The organism is Candidatus Paceibacterota bacterium, assembly GCA_041666915.1.
GTDB lineage: Bacteria > Patescibacteriota > Minisyncoccia > Phycocordibacterales > PALSA-1337 > C7867-002.
The window spans coordinates 333352-348940 of record JBAYFZ010000001.1 but is presented as its reverse complement, the minus strand read 5'-3'; the positions used below and the strand labels follow the sequence as shown (position 1 = coordinate 348940).

General features: G+C 40.3%; 15 protein-coding genes and 2 tRNA genes. 13 read left to right on the top strand and 4 right to left on the bottom strand.

Going from position 1 to position 15589, the window contains the following annotated elements; genetic code table 11:
- The first annotated feature begins 30 nt into the window (after positions 1 to 30).
- The gene (gene uvrA, locus WCS89_01950) at positions 31 to 2661 is read left to right on the top strand and encodes an excinuclease ABC subunit UvrA (protein ID MFA6554248.1); all 2631 of its coding nucleotides are present in this window, start codon (positions 31 to 33) and stop codon (positions 2659 to 2661) included.
- Positions 2662 to 2725: 64 nt separating this feature from the next.
- Here uvrA and WCS89_01945 read toward each other — a convergent pair whose 3' ends face one another.
- Positions 2726 to 3088: a hypothetical protein gene (locus WCS89_01945; protein ID MFA6554247.1), complete on the bottom strand. Its 363-nt coding sequence runs from the start codon at positions 3086 to 3088 to the stop codon at positions 2726 to 2728.
- Positions 3089 to 3143: 55 nt separating this feature from the next.
- Here WCS89_01945 and WCS89_01940 point away from each other — a divergent pair, with 55 nt between their 5' ends.
- Both WCS89_01940 and WCS89_01935 read left to right on the top strand, forming a co-directional pair.
- A complete protein-coding gene (locus tag WCS89_01940) occupies positions 3144 to 4394 on the top strand; it encodes a GIY-YIG nuclease family protein (protein MFA6554246.1) in 1251 nt (416 codons plus the stop codon).
- 262 nt (positions 4395 to 4656) lie between these two features.
- Entirely contained in the window at positions 4657 to 5643 is a 987-nt protein-coding gene (locus tag WCS89_01935) for a D-alanine--D-alanine ligase (protein MFA6554245.1), read from the top strand.
- Between the two features lie 57 nt (positions 5644 to 5700).
- Here the strand turns inward: WCS89_01935 and WCS89_01930 are convergent, their stop codons facing one another.
- From WCS89_01930 to WCS89_01920, 3 genes are all read right to left on the bottom strand, one after another.
- The gene (locus WCS89_01930; GenBank protein MFA6554244.1) at positions 5701 to 6576 is read right to left on the bottom strand and encodes a hypothetical protein; all 876 of its coding nucleotides are present in this window, start codon (positions 6574 to 6576) and stop codon (positions 5701 to 5703) included.
- 218 nt (positions 6577 to 6794) lie between these two features.
- Positions 6795 to 6867 (bottom strand) — tRNA-Ala (locus tag WCS89_01925).
- A gap of 139 nt (positions 6868 to 7006) precedes the next feature.
- Positions 7007 to 7249 carry a DUF378 domain-containing protein gene (locus WCS89_01920; GenBank protein ID MFA6554243.1) on the bottom strand — a complete coding sequence of 81 codons (243 nt, stop codon included), beginning with the start codon at positions 7247 to 7249 and terminating at the stop codon, positions 7007 to 7009.
- A 123-nt stretch (positions 7250 to 7372) separates the two neighbouring features.
- On the opposite strand from WCS89_01920, the gene WCS89_01915 reads away from it, so the two are divergent.
- From WCS89_01915 to dcm, 10 genes are all read left to right on the top strand, one after another.
- Positions 7373 to 7445: transfer RNA gene (locus WCS89_01915), tRNA-Ala, on the top strand.
- A 314-nt stretch (positions 7446 to 7759) separates the two neighbouring features.
- On the top strand, positions 7760 to 9211 hold the full coding sequence (zwf, locus tag WCS89_01910) for a glucose-6-phosphate dehydrogenase (protein ID MFA6554242.1): 1452 nt from the start codon (positions 7760 to 7762) through the stop codon (positions 9209 to 9211).
- A gap of 168 nt (positions 9212 to 9379) precedes the next feature.
- Complete coding sequence (gene ychF, locus WCS89_01905) at positions 9380 to 10507, top strand: redox-regulated ATPase YchF (GenBank protein ID MFA6554241.1); 1128 nt, start codon at positions 9380 to 9382, stop codon at positions 10505 to 10507.
- A 513-nt stretch (positions 10508 to 11020) separates the two neighbouring features.
- Positions 11021 to 11275, top strand: coding sequence for a hypothetical protein (locus tag WCS89_01900; GenBank protein ID MFA6554240.1), 255 nt, complete (start codon positions 11021 to 11023; stop codon positions 11273 to 11275).
- Positions 11276 to 11328: 53 nt separating this feature from the next.
- The gene (locus WCS89_01895) at positions 11329 to 11634 is read left to right on the top strand and encodes a hypothetical protein (GenBank protein MFA6554239.1); all 306 of its coding nucleotides are present in this window, start codon (positions 11329 to 11331) and stop codon (positions 11632 to 11634) included.
- Entirely contained in the window at positions 11624 to 11866 is a 243-nt protein-coding gene (locus tag WCS89_01890; protein ID MFA6554238.1) for a hypothetical protein, read from the top strand. The genes WCS89_01895 and WCS89_01890 overlap by 11 nt, the downstream gene beginning before the upstream one ends.
- 74 nt (positions 11867 to 11940) lie before the next feature.
- Complete coding sequence (locus WCS89_01885; GenBank protein ID MFA6554237.1) at positions 11941 to 13128, top strand: AAA family ATPase; 1188 nt, start codon at positions 11941 to 11943, stop codon at positions 13126 to 13128.
- A 128-nt stretch (positions 13129 to 13256) separates the two neighbouring features.
- The gene (locus WCS89_01880; protein MFA6554236.1) at positions 13257 to 13793 is read left to right on the top strand and encodes a replication protein; all 537 of its coding nucleotides are present in this window, start codon (positions 13257 to 13259) and stop codon (positions 13791 to 13793) included.
- 4 nt (positions 13794 to 13797) lie between these two features.
- The gene (locus WCS89_01875; protein MFA6554235.1) at positions 13798 to 14214 is read left to right on the top strand and encodes a hypothetical protein; all 417 of its coding nucleotides are present in this window, start codon (positions 13798 to 13800) and stop codon (positions 14212 to 14214) included.
- Positions 14214 to 15353, top strand: coding sequence for a DNA (cytosine-5-)-methyltransferase (gene dcm, locus WCS89_01870; protein MFA6554234.1), 1140 nt, complete (start codon positions 14214 to 14216; stop codon positions 15351 to 15353). The genes WCS89_01875 and dcm overlap by 1 nt, the downstream gene beginning before the upstream one ends.
- Positions 15354 to 15589: the final 236 nt, after the last annotated feature.

Below are 15589 nucleotides of genomic sequence, written 5' to 3'. Positions count from 1 at the left end.
TGCTCATTTTCATGTTAATATCCACCCACTATGCCCGCATCAAAAAGACCAAAAATAGTCGGTGAAGACAAGATCATAGTCAAAGGAGCAAGGACTCATAATCTCAAGAATATCACGGTTGAGATGCCTAGAAACACAATGATCGCTATCACTGGTCTTTCTGGTTCAGGAAAATCTTCTTTAGCTTTTGATACCATATTTGCAGAGGGACAACGTCGTTATGTGGAGTCACTTTCTGCTTATGCCCGCCAATTTTTACATAAAATGCAGAAGCCTGACGTTGATGAGATCACCGGACTTTCCCCAGCCATTTCCATTGACCAAAAGTCTCGTTCCAATAATCCTCGTTCTACCGTTGCTACCATAACCGAGATTTATGATTACTTACGCGTTCTTTTTGCTCGTGTTGGCAAGCCTCATTGTCTCGTTTGTGATCGTCCCATCAACCGTGTTTCCAAAGAAGAAATCATGGAAACTATTTTGAATACTGTTACTACTCGTGTTTCTAAAGCAAAAAAAGTTTATGGTGTAGATATTTCTGATGCAAAGATTCGTATTTATGCTCCGGTCGTTCTTGGTCGCAAAGGAGAATATTATCAAATGCTTTACGATATGCTCAGTAAAGGTTATGAACGTGTTCGTATTGATGGTGTTGTCCATAAACTTCGCGATCAGATTATTCTTGATAAAAATAAGAAACATGACATTGACGTTTTGGTTGATGAAATTTTCGTTAGTGAATTCAAACAAACCCGTTCGACAAGCTCAGGACAAACAAAAGATACCAAACAAGCTGATAATGCTCGTGAGAGATTGTCTGAAGCTTTGGAGAGGGCTATTCAAGAAGCTGATGGTTTGATCAGAGTTGAGTATCCTGGCGCAAATGAAGTCCTCATGTCCGTAAAATTCATGTGTCCTTACGATGGTTTTTCATACCCAGAGATAGAGCCTAGATTATTCTCATTCAATTCACCTTACGGTGCTTGTTCTGCTTGTAATGGTCTCGGAACAGAAAGTATTTTTAGTGACAAACCTTGTCTGACTTGTAAAGGTGCTCGTCTTCGTGATGAAGCTCTGCATGTCATCGTAGACGGAAAAAATATCGTTGAAATTACGGGAATGTCCATAGAAAAAGCCGTAGTATATTTCAAAGCTATTAAACTTTCTGAATCAGAAAAAGAAATTGCCAAAGTCGTTTTACGTGAGATATCCGATCGTCTTTCATTTATGGTAAATGTTGGTATTGAATATCTGACACTAGATCGCCGTGCCCATACTCTCTCTGGTGGAGAAGCTCAACGTATTCGTCTAGCTTCACAGCTCGGTTCTGGTCTCGTCGGTGCTTTATATGTACTAGACGAACCAACTATCGGTCTGCATCAACGTGATAACGACAGACTCATCAATACACTCGTCCGTCTTCGCGACCTCGGTAATACTATTATCGTTGTTGAGCATGACGAAGATACAATGTTCGCTTCTGATTATATGATAGACATCGGTCCTGGAGCTGGCGTTCATGGTGGTAAAGTCGTCGTTTCTGGATATCTTGATGAACTTTTGACTGCCAAGAAAAATACTTCTAATTCAGCAACCTTGGCATATCTTCGTGGTGAAAAAGTTATTCCTTTTTCTACATCTCGCCGTGAACCAAAAGGTAAGATCATGATACGTGGTGGTCATGTTTTCAATATAAAAAATATGGATGTTGATATACCACTTTCTTGTTTGAATGTCATAACCGGTGTTTCTGGTTCTGGTAAATCATCACTCATGTATGAGATTTTATATCGCAACCTCCAAGCTCGTTATGAGGCTCGTCTTCGTTCAAATGAACTTATCAACTGCAAGAGTTTTTCTGGTTCAGAATATATTGGTCGCGTGATTCTCATTGACCAATCGCCGATAGGAAGGACTCCTAGATCCAATCCTGCTACATATACCGGATCATGGACACATATTCGTGAGCTTTTTGCATCTGAACCAGAGGCACGTGCTCGTGGTTGGAGTGCTAGTAGATTCTCATTCAATAGAGCTGGTGGTCGTTGTGAGGCTTGTGAAGGTAACGGTGAAATTGCTGTAGAAATGCATTTCTTGCCAACCGTTTATGTTACTTGCGACGTCTGTAATGGTAAACGTTTTATGAAGGAGACTTTGGATATAAAATATCGTAAGAAAAATATTCATGAAGTTTTGGAATTGACCATAGAAGAAGCTTTGGAATTCTTCAAAGATATTCCAGCTGTAGAAGATCGTCTCCAGACTTTGCTTGATGTAGGTTTGGGTTATGTCAAACTTGGTCAATCCGCTACGACTCTTTCTGGCGGAGAAGCTCAACGTGTCAAAATTTCTTCTGAACTCTATCGTGCCCATATGCAAAAGACTATTTATCTTTTGGATGAACCAACAGTTGGTTTGCATTATGAAGATGTGAAAAAACTTATAGAAATACTTACGAAGCTTGTAGATAAAGGTAATACTGTTGTAGTCATTGAACATAACCTTGATCTCATCAAGAATGCTGACTATGTCATAGATATTGGTCCTGAAGGTGGAGAAAAGGGAGGTAACATCGTGGCTCGCGGTACTCCTGAGGATATTGCTAATAATGAGAAGAGTTATACTGGAAAATATTTGAAGAAGGTGCTTAAAATAAAATAAAGGATCATTGTTAACTAAGATAAAATAAAACCGCACATCAATTTTTATCAATGTGCGGGTAGTTCTATTGCGTTATCTGTGCCCTTAATAGCTCTTTTTCTCTTAGGGCATTAATGATATCCGTTGTGTTCAAAGCTTTATCCACCCAGGGTAGATTCATGTTTTGAATAGCGACATCATCCAGGGCACCACTTACAATCCAAACTTCGGCTGATGTCATATTTTTTAATGTGGTTATGAAATCCGTCGTCGCCATTGCCTGAATGATACTTAGTTGTATTATTACCAGATCTGGCTTGGTTAATACTAAAAAGGCTAGAATATTGGCGCTCGCATCTTCAAAATGTAGGAATTCATGTTCTGGTTTGATGATTTTTCCTATACTTTGTCGCATTTCACCCATTCTATGTATCATTATAATCTTCATTTTTCCTTTGTTGTTGAGGTTGAAACTATCTGTATCAAATGATATCTTATATATTATGAAACGTCAATACCTAGAAAAACTCAAACTGCCGGAATCTCCCGGTATCTATATATTCAGGGATTATCGTAAACGTCCTCTATATATAGGTCGTGCCACCTCTTTGAAAGATCGTACAAAGAGTTATTTTAGTAATGATCTTATTGAAACCCGTGGGCCACGTATTGTAGATATGGTCACAAAAGCCAAATCTTTGACATGTGAGGTGACTGGTTCAGTCTTGGAAGCAATCATTTTGGAAAGTGCTCTCATCAAGCGTTATCAACCTATATACAATGTTGATGAAAGAGATGATAAGAGTGACCAATATATAGTCATCACCGATGAGTCGTGGCCAAGAGTTTTTTTGGTTAGAGCTAGGGATTTGGAAAAATCAATTTTTGATGGAACTATTGAATTTAAAATATTAAAATCATTCGGTCCTTTTACTGATTCTGGTCTTATAAAAGAAGCTTTGAAAATCTTACGCAAAATGTTTCCTTTTAGAGATAAAAAATCTCACGATCCTAGACATGAAGCTTTTTATCAAGCTATTGGCCGTTCACCAGAAAGAGATAGTGATGGCGCAAGGAAAGTCTATTTGCAAACGATCAGATATCTCGTCTTATTTTTTGAAGGTAATACAAAAAAGTTGCGTAGAAGTATTGAAAAGAATATGGAAATTGAAATCAAAGAACTTCGTTTTGAGGAGGCTGGTCATTCCAAAAGATTGCTCTATGCTCTGGATCATATAAACGACATTGCTCTTATAAAAAAGAGAAATGAATCAAATAGCGATAATTCTTTGAATACAAATGGAAAAGAATTTCGTATTGAAGCTTATGATGTGGCTCATATTTCTGGTACCAACGTTGTTGGTGCTATGACGGTCTCTGTAAATGGACAATTGGCAAATAGTGAATATCGCAAATTTAAAATATCAAAGGAAGCGAATAATGATAATGCCGGTCTGGCTGAAATTTTGGAAAGAAGATTGAATCATTCGGAATGGACTTATCCAGATATTATCGTTGTTGATGGAAATGAAGTTCAAATGCGGACAGCTGAAAATCTTTTGAAAGTAAGGAGGATAAATATTCCTGTAATTGCTGTTACAAAAGACGAACATCATAAAGCAGACAAGTTGATAGGGAATCAGGATCTAATTGATAAGTACGAAAAAGACATTATTGCTTTGAATGCTGAAGCACATCGTTTTGCTATCAGATACCACAGACTAAGAAGGTTGAGAGTAATTATTAGGAAATAACCAATAATCAAACACCAATAACCAAAATGCCACGATGGGTGGTTGGTTATTGATTATTGGTGTTTGGTTATTTCTAACCCCTCTTTACTTTTATCTATGGTTATGCTAGTATACTACCGGAACCGCTCGAGACTTGCGTCAAAGAACTTTCCTCCCGGTCCATAAGACATCCTTTGTACCTCCAACTGGATGTCGACCCTTGACCCCACTACTTCTTCGCGCGAAGTTGGTGGGGTCTCTTCTTTTACGATACAATGTAGGTATGCCAAATATTCTCACACGTGTAGGTGTTCTCCGAGGTGGACCTAGTTCGGAATACGAAGTCTCCATGAACTCTGGTCTTGCTGTCATTAAAGTTATTCAAGATAATCTCGGACACAAATATCAAGTTCATGATATTTTCATAGATCGTAATGGTGCTTGGCATATAGACGGTGTACCTGTTTCAATAAACGGACTTCATCATAGGATAGATATAGCTTTCAACGCTCTGCATGGTACATATGGTGAGGATGGTAAAGTCCAACATTTACTAGAAGCTCATGGCATACCTTTTACTGGTTCTGGTTCGGTTGGTTCAGCTATGGGTATGAATAAGGCTATTTCAAAAAAGGTTTTCAAAGATCATGGTATCAAGAGTCCTCACTGGATTGAGATTCCTTCAAAAGAAATAAAAAACAATTCTGAGGGTTTGGTAAAGCATCTTTTCAAGTCATTCGTCTTACCTGGAGTGGTCAAACCAACTTCTGGTGGCTCATCTGTGGGAGTTTCTATTATTCGTAGTTACGATGAATTGGCCTCAGCTTTGGAGAGAGCTTCTCACTATAGTCCATCAGTTATTTTGGAGGAATATATTTCTGGAATAGAGACAACCTGTGGTGTCATCCAAGGTTTTCGTTCACAAGAATTATACGCTTTGCCACCAGTTGAAATCCGTCCTTTTACAGATTTTTTTGATTATGACGCAAAGTATGCAAATAAATCTCATGAGATAGTGCCAGCCACTTTTTCTAATGAAACGAAAAGGGAAGTTGAAGAGCTGGCTCGCAAGATTCATCAGGCTTTTGGTTTGAGACATTATTCTAGATCAGATTTTATCATTCATCCAAAGAGAGGAATTTATGCTCTGGAGGTCAACACTCTCCCAGGTCTTACAAAAGAATCTCTTGTACCAAAAGCCCTTCGTGCTATAGGTAGTGATTTACATGAATTGGTGGATCATCTTTTGGGGTTGGTGAGGAAGCACTAGTATCTATATGAAGAAAACCGTCCACCTTATAGTGAACGGCTTTTTGAGATTTTTAGATTAGGCTTGTGAGATTTCTTTTGAGACTGTCACGAGTTTGAACCAGCGTTTTGATATGATTTCGTAATTTAGAACACCGAATATTGCACCGACGATACCTCCGAATAGAGCATTACCAGAATAGTATCCGATTGTTGCTCCGATCATCGCGTCTGTCATGCACAAGATACGAATATCAGAGTGAATGAGCTTGAATGTACCCCACACAACTTTCAATGAGATTTTTGCGGAGACATAAATAACTACCGCAGAAAATATTAACGATACCAAGACTATAACTACTGGTGCCACTATTGGGGCTAAGCAAATATAAACAAGTCCAGAGATGAGAAATGAATTAGAATTTTTAATAAGATCGTTGCGAGATTTAGTCCTATTATTACGAGCTTTCAATCTCCAGAGGAGAGATATTAACAAGAATATTAGCCCTATCACAATAATATTAATGTTTAAGAAAATTAAACCATTTAGTTCTTTTCCTTCAAGAGAACGAGGATTAAGATAATTTAATTGGTTATTTTGTAACAAGTTGTTCCATAGAATAAATGTTGATTCTATGGACTGAATAGCTGAGGCAAGTAATGATATCAGTAAGAAAGATCCTATAGATAAAAAGGTCGTTAGACCTATAATTTCAACTATAGATTCTCTGTCTTCAAAGAATGCCTTTGTAGCAGTCTTTATCTCGGATAGATTTACCCATACCTTTTTTACTGCGCAGGGGATTTCATCCAGATTGTAACTGATATAACCAACCATACCACCGATGAGAACACCGATCCACCAAACATAGTGGAATTGAAGTGCTACCAAAGCGCCAATGAAGGCACCCATAAAGCATGCCAGCGCTACCTTGACTGAATTGTTAATGTTCATAATTAACTTTCCTTTTTGTTGTGCTAGTTGACTAGCGGTTTTTGTCTTTTTTTATTCTATAATACTTATATATAATGTGTCAATATTTTTCCTAGATTGGAAAATTTGATGTACTCATAAAGCAGAAAAGCCCCTCAGGGCTTTTCAAGATTACCTATGCTTCGGTGACGGCACACGCCACTTAACATGTAATAGTCTCAGCGTAGGATTTACATCAGTGGACCTGAGCGGGCTCGAACCGCTTGCCTCCGCTTTGCAAAAGCGGCGCTCTACCAGATGAGCTACAGGCCCTCGTACTGAACCAATATAGTAGCTTAAAATAGAAAAAAAGTAAATTTATACGATTATTTGAACTTATTTAATTGGTTCAATTTATATAACAAAAAATCCCGAGGAATACTCGAGATTTTTTGTTCGTGATTACGATAGATTACATTTGTGGAGCTGGAGCAACCTTGTCACACTCTTTGCATGACTTCTTGTGAGAAAGAAGGATGACAATTGTTGCCAAACCGACTAGAACGTATACGAGGTTTTCCAACCAAGAGATACTTCCTAGGATAAGGGTAACAATGTTCCAGTTACCGCCGAACCATGAACCAACTCCGACTAGGAGCCAGTTCAAACCTCCGATTACTAAGAGCACAAATGAAACGCCATGTAATGCTTTCATGTTATTTGTTATTACTTGTAATTGATAATACCTCTACAATTATAGCAGGATTAGGAAATCAAATGTCAACTGGTTATACACAGGGGGTACTATTTATGATAGGATTTTCTGGTAAGTAATTTTGGGCCATTAGCTCATCTGGTAGAGCGCACCCATGGCATGGGTGAGGTGGCCGGTTCGAGTCCGGCATGGTCCACAAGATTGCACTATTGCCAAAAATAGATTAGTATATCGTGCTATGGAAACAGTTACAGAGTTATTTTCGGCCTTATGGGAGGTTTGGAAGGAAATGTTTAAGATCCTCAAGGAATGGTTGCCAAGGGCATTTTTTTTCATACTCTGGATTTTTTGTGGAATCATCATATTGCCATGTGTCTTTGTCGCTGGTAGTTTGTATCCAAAATGGACTGAATGGGGTGAGAAATTGTAGAAATTAGCGATCCGCTCCACCAGCTGGCGGACGACCTCGCACGATTAGCTGAAAATGATATTAACGATTATAATTCCAATATGGAAATAACACCCAATAAAACTATAGCTCCTCTCGCTTTGCATCCAACTATCTTTGTAATTTTTGGTATCACTGGTGACCTTGCAGCTAGAAAACTTTTACCAGCTCTTTTGGCCCTATTCGTAAAAAAGCTTTTACCACCACGCTTTGCTATTGTCGGATTTTCTAGAAGATCTTTCAGTCGTGAAGAATTCCGTGAGCTCATTAGAAGTAAGATGAATATTCATCCCGGTCAGTTCAATGAAGAAGATGTCAAACACTTTCTGGATCACATGTCGTATGAGCAAGGTTTTTTTGATTCAGCAGTTGCATATAGCAGGTTGGCTGAGAAATTGAAATCTATAGATGACAACTGGGGTCAATGTTCCAATAAACTTTTTCATCTTTCAGTTCCACCAAACCTCTATGAAGGTATTTTGAAAGATTTGGCCAATTCTAAATTAACTCTACCTTGTGATGATAAAAGTGGTTGGACGAGGATTCTCATAGAAAAACCTTTTGGTAATGATATTGCCACTGCACGTTCATTGGATAAACTTCTAGGAAAACTTTTCAAAGAGGAACAGATCTTTCGTATAGATCATTATTTGGCAAAAGAGGCTTTGCAAAATATTATTGCTTTTCGTTTTACCAATCCGATTTTCTTGCCAATGTGGAATAACAAATATATAGACAAGGTTCACATCAAACTTTATGAAAAGATGGGCATGGAAGGTCGCGGTCCTTTCTATGACCCTATCGGTGCTCTCAAAGATGTCGGTCAAAATCATATGCTTCAGATGTTGGCACTCATCACTATGGATGAACCACGTTCGCTCAAGGCCAACGATATTCGCAAAGAAAGAGTAGCTGTTCTCAAAGCCTTGAATAAGATGACACCAAGACAGGTCTCTACAAATGTCTTGCGTGGTCAGTATGAAGGTTACAAAAATGAGGCAGGTGTTTCTCCTACATCAACTACAGAGACATATTTCCGCATCGCTACTTCTATAAACAATCCTCGTTGGAAGGGAGTTCCTTTTTTCTTGGAAAATGGCAAAGCTTTGCAGGAAGCCAAGACCGAGATTGATGTCTATTTCAAAAATGGCAAGAAATGTTCCATCATCACTCCAGAAGGTGAAAGGAAGACTTGTCTGGAAGATCAGAATATTCTGACTTTTCGTATTCAACCTGATGAATGTATCAAGATAAAATTCTTCGTAAAGACACCTGGTTACAATTTTGCTACTGAAGCCAAGACTTTGAAATTCAAATATTCTGATGTTCCTAGTTTCAATGTTATTCGTAATGATTACGAACGTCTTCTCCACGATGCTTTCATTGGTGACCAGACACTCTTTGCTTCCACAGCAGAAATCATGGCTTCATGGGAATTTGTAACGCCTATTTTGGAGAATTGGGGGAAGTTACCGTTGAAGGTTTATGAGAAAGGAGCGAAGGAGGTTATATAAAGTCGCGTCATTCTTGCGTGTGTGTCATTCCCGCGAAGGCGGGAATCCATGGTTACCACAAAGTAAAGTAACTGTTTGTTCGTAATAATCCTGGATTCCCGCCTTCGCGGGAATGACGCAACGTAATAAAACTTTGCATTTTGCACTTTGCACTGTAAACTAAATCCCATGTCCTTATCCATCGGCATCGTAGGTCTCCCAAACGTTGGCAAATCAACGCTTTTCAATGCGCTTACAAAGAAGAGTGTGCCAGCAGAGAATTACCCATTCTGTACAATAGATCCTTCGGTGGGCGTCGTGGCAGTGCCAGATGAACGTCTTTGGAAACTCTCAGCTTTCTCTAAGTCAGCAAAGACTGTACCTGCAGCGGTTGAATTCGTGGATATTGCAGGTCTTGTCAAAGGTGCTTCAGAAGGTGAAGGATTAGGCAATCAATTTTTGTCGCATATCCGTGAGACGGACGCCATCGCACAAGTCGTCAGGATTTTTGAAGATGATAATGTCATTCATGTTGACGGGAAGATTGATCCACTCAAAGATATTGAAGTTATAAATCTGGAATTGGTTTTAGCTGATATTCAGACTGTAACTAAACGCAAAAATACTCTTGGTAAAGAAGTAAAGGCTGGCAAAAAGGAAGCTATTATTGAAATGGGACTTATTGAGAAATTACTTCCAGCTCTGGAAGCGGGGAATTTGGCTTCAACCATCAAACCTGATGAGTACGAAGAACCATTTTTGAAACAACTTTGTTTGATTACAGCAAAGCCTTTCTTGTATGTATTAAATAAAAAAGCGGGTTCAAAGAATTTGGATGAATTAAAAGATGAGAGGTGGAATAGGTTGATGAAGTTTTTGAAAGATAATGATTCTGGTTTTGTTATCGTTGACGCTGGTATTGAACATGAATTAAAAGATTTTGATGATAAAGAGAAAAAAGAGATGCGACAAGCATTGACTGGTAAGGGGAATTCATCCACAGAAGACTTAGCGAAGGAGGATGGTATAGACGCACTCATTACCAATGGTTATAAAATCCTTGGACTTATAACCTATTTCACGACTGGAGAAGATGAGAGTAGGGCTTGGACAATCAAAAAAGGTTGGACTGCGCCTCTAGCTGGTACGGCTATTCATACTGATTTCAAAGATAAGTTTGTTCGTGCTGAGGTTATTGAATGGGATACATTACTCAATGCGGGTTCATACGCTATAGCTAGAGAGAGAGGTTTACTCAGAACTGAAGGGAAGGAGTATGTGGTCAAGGACGGGGATGTTGTGGAGTTTAAGATCTAGACTTTTTCTAAAACGAAAACCGCTGGGCGAACCATACGGTTTTAGGATCTGACTGGCTTCACCAAATGAGTTTGACCCAAGGTGTTGCCATGATGACGATTGCTGCTATACCAAGCAGGACTATCATCACGAGACAAAACTTCGCACCATGTTTGTAGGTAAGTTGCATGTCACACCTCCTTTCTACCTGAAATAGTAGCATTAATATGCTAGATAGTCAAGTTTAGAAGATGGAGGTCTCATAGAGTTTAAGATATAACACCACCATCTTCTAAGGCCAAAGTGAGGAAAAACTAGGCTAAAAACAAATAAATCGAACGTAAGCGCACAGAAAAACTGTGTGCTTTTTGCATATCAGTAACTCGTCTAAAAAGGTCGAAAATTTATTAGCAAAATTAAACGATTATGAAATCTACATCGAAGTTCAAACCAGCCACAAACAGAGACACGATCCACTCAAGCTTTCATGGATACTTGCACATCTCGTATCCCGAGCTTGTGGATAAGTTGGGGATGCCTCATGACCGTACTCAAGAGGGAGAATGGCAGTCCTCTGATGAAAAGACTCGGGTTGAATGGGCTTTCAAGTCGACAAACAAGAAACGCCCAATGGTTCTAACCATATACGACTACAAAGAATATCGTCCGATCCACGAGGTAAACCAGTGGCATGTCGGGATAAAAGGTGACGCTCACTTGGTAGATCTCTTGTTTAAGGAAAAAGGACTCTATCCTCAATCCCTCGATATTCGAAAGAAGTGTAGGTAATCAAAATCATTGTCCCAAAAGGGATCAGCCAAGGTACATGGCAGATGCTAGCAATGAAACAAAAACTAAGAACCACTCGAGTCGTTACTTATCGAAGATATGGCATACCAGCCTTAATACTCGAAGGTAAATGGCTCACAGAAAAATATCGATTGATCATAGGTGATCTAGTCGATATCGATTATCAACCTAAAGAGATTCGATTGAAGAAGAATGTGCCCTTTAGCCGAGAGAGACAAATACAGCTCAAGGAAAAAGAGGAACTCAGAAAGCAACGAATCCAAGAATCATTAAATGACACCATCACAAGAAAAAATGAAAACTTTGTCGAGGGAGGCGGTGAAGTTAGTGAAGGATAAAGCACCAGCAATTGTTGATGAACAAATCCTCGCTCACATGCTCGACGAAGTAGCGGAATTCACCGGAGACATCATGGGAAAGCTGACCAATCTCGATGCCGAAAACGAGAAAGCAATCGTAATGGCACACGGAATTATTCGTGACGGATTGTTCACAGAAATCATGAGTCAGATTAACAAAACGATGTTAGCAGAGGCTGACAAAAGAATTACTAAGTTATTTAAAAAATAAAAGACCCCCGACGAGGGAGTCCTTATGACAGATACATAGTATCAAGAAACCCTTCGTCGAGTCAAGCAAAAATTATGCAAACACAAGAACGAAGTCACGTTCCGATCGCAACAAAAGAAGAAAACTTCTTCACGGCCATCGGAAACACAAAGCCCTACTTCAAGGCGGCATTTGAAGGAGAGCCAGGTACAGGTAAAAGTTGGTCTGCCGCATTAGTAGCAATCGGTCTTCACAAGAAGATCGGAAGTAAGAAACCAGTAGTGCTCATTGATACCGAGAAAGCTGCAAAATTTCTTGTGCCTCTTTTTGAGGAACATGGGATTACTGCAATGGTCAGAGAGACACATTCACTAGCTGATTTGGTAACAGCAATGAAGCTCTGCACGGAAGGTTATTCCGATGTGATGGTAATCGACAGTATCACTCACATCTGGATGGATTTCCAAGAGGCGTACAAGCGCAAGCTCAACCGCCAAACATTTCAGATCCAGGACTGGATGGCAATCAAGTCCGACTGGAATAGAAACTTCTCGATCCCAATGGTCCAGTCGCCGATCCACATCATCGCCACAGGGCGCGTGTCGGACCGAATGGAGCAGGAAGTAGATGAGGATGGTCGCAAAGAATTTACTAAGACAGGAGTAAAGATGCAAGCGGAAAAGAATGCAGCATACGAATTCGATGTCTTGGTACTTATGGAACGACACGAACTCATTCAAAGCAAAAAGCGTGAGGTTTGGCGACAAGCAACGGTCCTCAAAGGGCGAGGAAATCTCCTTGATGGAAAGGTCTTCAAAAACCCAACCTACGAGGACTTCGCACCAGCAATCGAGGCAGTCATCAAAAACCCCGTAATAGCCCGTTTTAGCCCCACGGAGAGGGATGCCGGAGAGCTGATCCGAACCGAGGAAGACAAGCGTAAATGGGTCCTTGAGAGAAAACGATGGCTTGAGGAGATAGAGGGATATCTAGTATCAGTCTGGCCAAGTAGTGGTGCTCAGGAAAAGAAAAACAAAACTGATGCACTTGAGTATGCCTTCCAGACAAGAAGCTGGTCAGCGATTGAAGCAATGCGACCAGATGTTCTAGAAGATGGATATGCAAGGGTTCAGGAATTTGTTCAAAAGAAGATTGCCGAAACAAAAAACGAACTTCCGCCTGAACTAACGCCTGACCAGAAGTTTGATAAGGAGCTCAGAGATTCAAAGGTCGAGAAGCCAAAGAAATCAACAGCAAAGGCTGGAGAAAAGAGTGGCAAGTAAAAACTAAGTAGCTTGGCCACTGACTCAGCCCTGATCGCAGTGGTATGAGGGCTGAGATCGGGGGCTAAGCCCTCAATAACCAGAGAAGAAACATCGAGCAATCGATGCTTCTCTCTCTTCAAAAAACTATGGACGACCAAAAACAAAATTTAATACCAAACAGTTCGCAGATTCCAAATATTATTTTGGATCTCGTTCTTCCTCGAATCTCTGAGGCGGAAGCTCGATGTTTACTTTACATATGCAGGCGCACTTTCGGATTCCATAAAGACGAAGACAATATAAGTTTTTCTCAGTTTGAAAATGGTATCAAGACTAGCCAAGGTAAACGCCTAGATTTTGGTACTGGATTATCTAGACCCTCAGTAAACTCCGCTCTTCAAAATCTTATCAAGGTTGGAGTTATTTCTGTACAGCAACGGTCCAAAGGAAATCGCTACAAATTAAACCTGCATATGGATGTGGATAAAGTAGTAAACGAAATTAACCAGTTAAGAGAGTTAACCAAAAGTGGTAAACGCTCTTTACCAAAACTGGTTAAAAGATTTAACACACAAAACCTAGAGAAAAAAGAGAAACCTAGTATTAGGCATCCTGTGGATAACTTCAAGGAACGCATAGGGGAAATCACAAGACACATGAGCATTAATAAAAATAACTATTAAAAAAATGAAGAAAACAATTCAATTCACTATAAAAGGGAATCCAGAAGATATTTATGGTAATCCGGTCCCTTACGTTCGTGTAGTTGGTAGAGCTTTGTGGCTTCCAGGAGCAAAGAAATACCACGCATGGAAAAGTTATGTCCGTAGATGTTTCTATAAAGACTACCCAGAATTTGTAATGTGCGATGGTAAACAAATTCTCCTAGACGATCAACCACTAACAACTACTGCATCAGAAAAAGCACGAATGGATATAAAGATTTACTGGATGAATGGACTGCACGCCGACCCTGACAATGTCTTCAAGGGTATCGCTGACGCTCTATTCAAAAACGATAAATTTCTAGATGGTAGTTTCGAGTCTGATTATGCGCCAGATTCAAAAGGTCGAGTAGAAATAAGTATCAACATTAATGCCTGATGAAGTATCTAAGCTTATTCTCCGGCATTGGCGGATTCGAGCTCGGAATACACAACGCATATGTGGAAACAGCTAACGGAAAGAAGAACAGAAGAAGCCAAGCGCTTGAGAAGACTGGGTGTGGTAAAGGATACAAGAAATCTCAAAGCATTGGTCCCGAGAGAGGACGATCTGGCAAACACGATCACCGCAGCAGCTCACGACAAGAACCGCTTACTTGTGCGGGTTACTCGGAAATCGACAAGTACGCAGTCGAAATCTACCAGAGGCATTTCCCAGAACATAAAAATTATGACGACATCACAAAAATCAAACCAAATAAGCTACCCGACTTCGATCTACTGGTCGGAGGATTTCCGTGCCAAGCTTTCTCAATTGCTGGAAAAAGGAAGGGCTTTAAAGATACACGAGGAACGCTGTTTTTTGACATTGCACGCATTCTCCGAAGTAAAAAGCCAAGACTATTCCTTCTGGAAAACGTCAAAGGACTGCTATCTCATGACAATGGCAGTACTTTCAAGATCATCATCGCCACGCTTACTAAACTGGGGTACGACGTTCAGTGGCAGGTGCTTAACTCTAAGAATTTCGGAGTCCCTCAGAATCGGGAGCGCGTGTTCATTGTTGGACATCTTAGAGGCACGACCCGACCGAAAGTATTTCCTTTCACCGAAAACAACAGCGAGGATATTGTCCTACCAACCATCACGACACGTGTTACCGCAGACTCGAACGGAACTTATGTTGGTAAAAGATCGCCACGTCAAATCATAGGCGGTAGCCAGGGAAACCGAGTCTACGATCCGAAAGGAATTTCAACCACGATCGCAAGCCAGGCAGGAGGACTCGGGGCAAAGACAGGCTTGTACGCAGTGGGCGGACTGCAAGCCCACCAGAAACCACGAAAAGATGGCATTTCTCCGACAGTCACACAGGCGGCAGGAATGGGCGGAGGTCAGACACCGATAGTCTGGTCCAAGAAGATAAAGATCCGCAGACTCACACCAACGGAATGTGAACGCCTCCAAGGATTTCCTGACGGATGGACTGAGGGAATAAGCGACACGCAAAGGTACAAGTGTCTCGGCAATGCTGTGACCGTTAATACGGTCCAAGCGATTGTCCAAAAACTCCTATGAAAGCAAAACATCGATGCTACAAACTATCTCCCCAAAAGTTAAAAGAGATCCGTAAATCTTTTGAAGATTATGGGTGGAAAATTAAATGGATATCGGTGTTCTATCGGATATACCACAGTACGATTCACTACCACGTCAGATCGAAAGGATGGGTGAGAAAAGTAAAAGTTAAAACTGTTCTGCCTGACAAAGTTGCAAAGGTTTACAGCAAGGCAAAGAAGACAAAGTATCTCCAT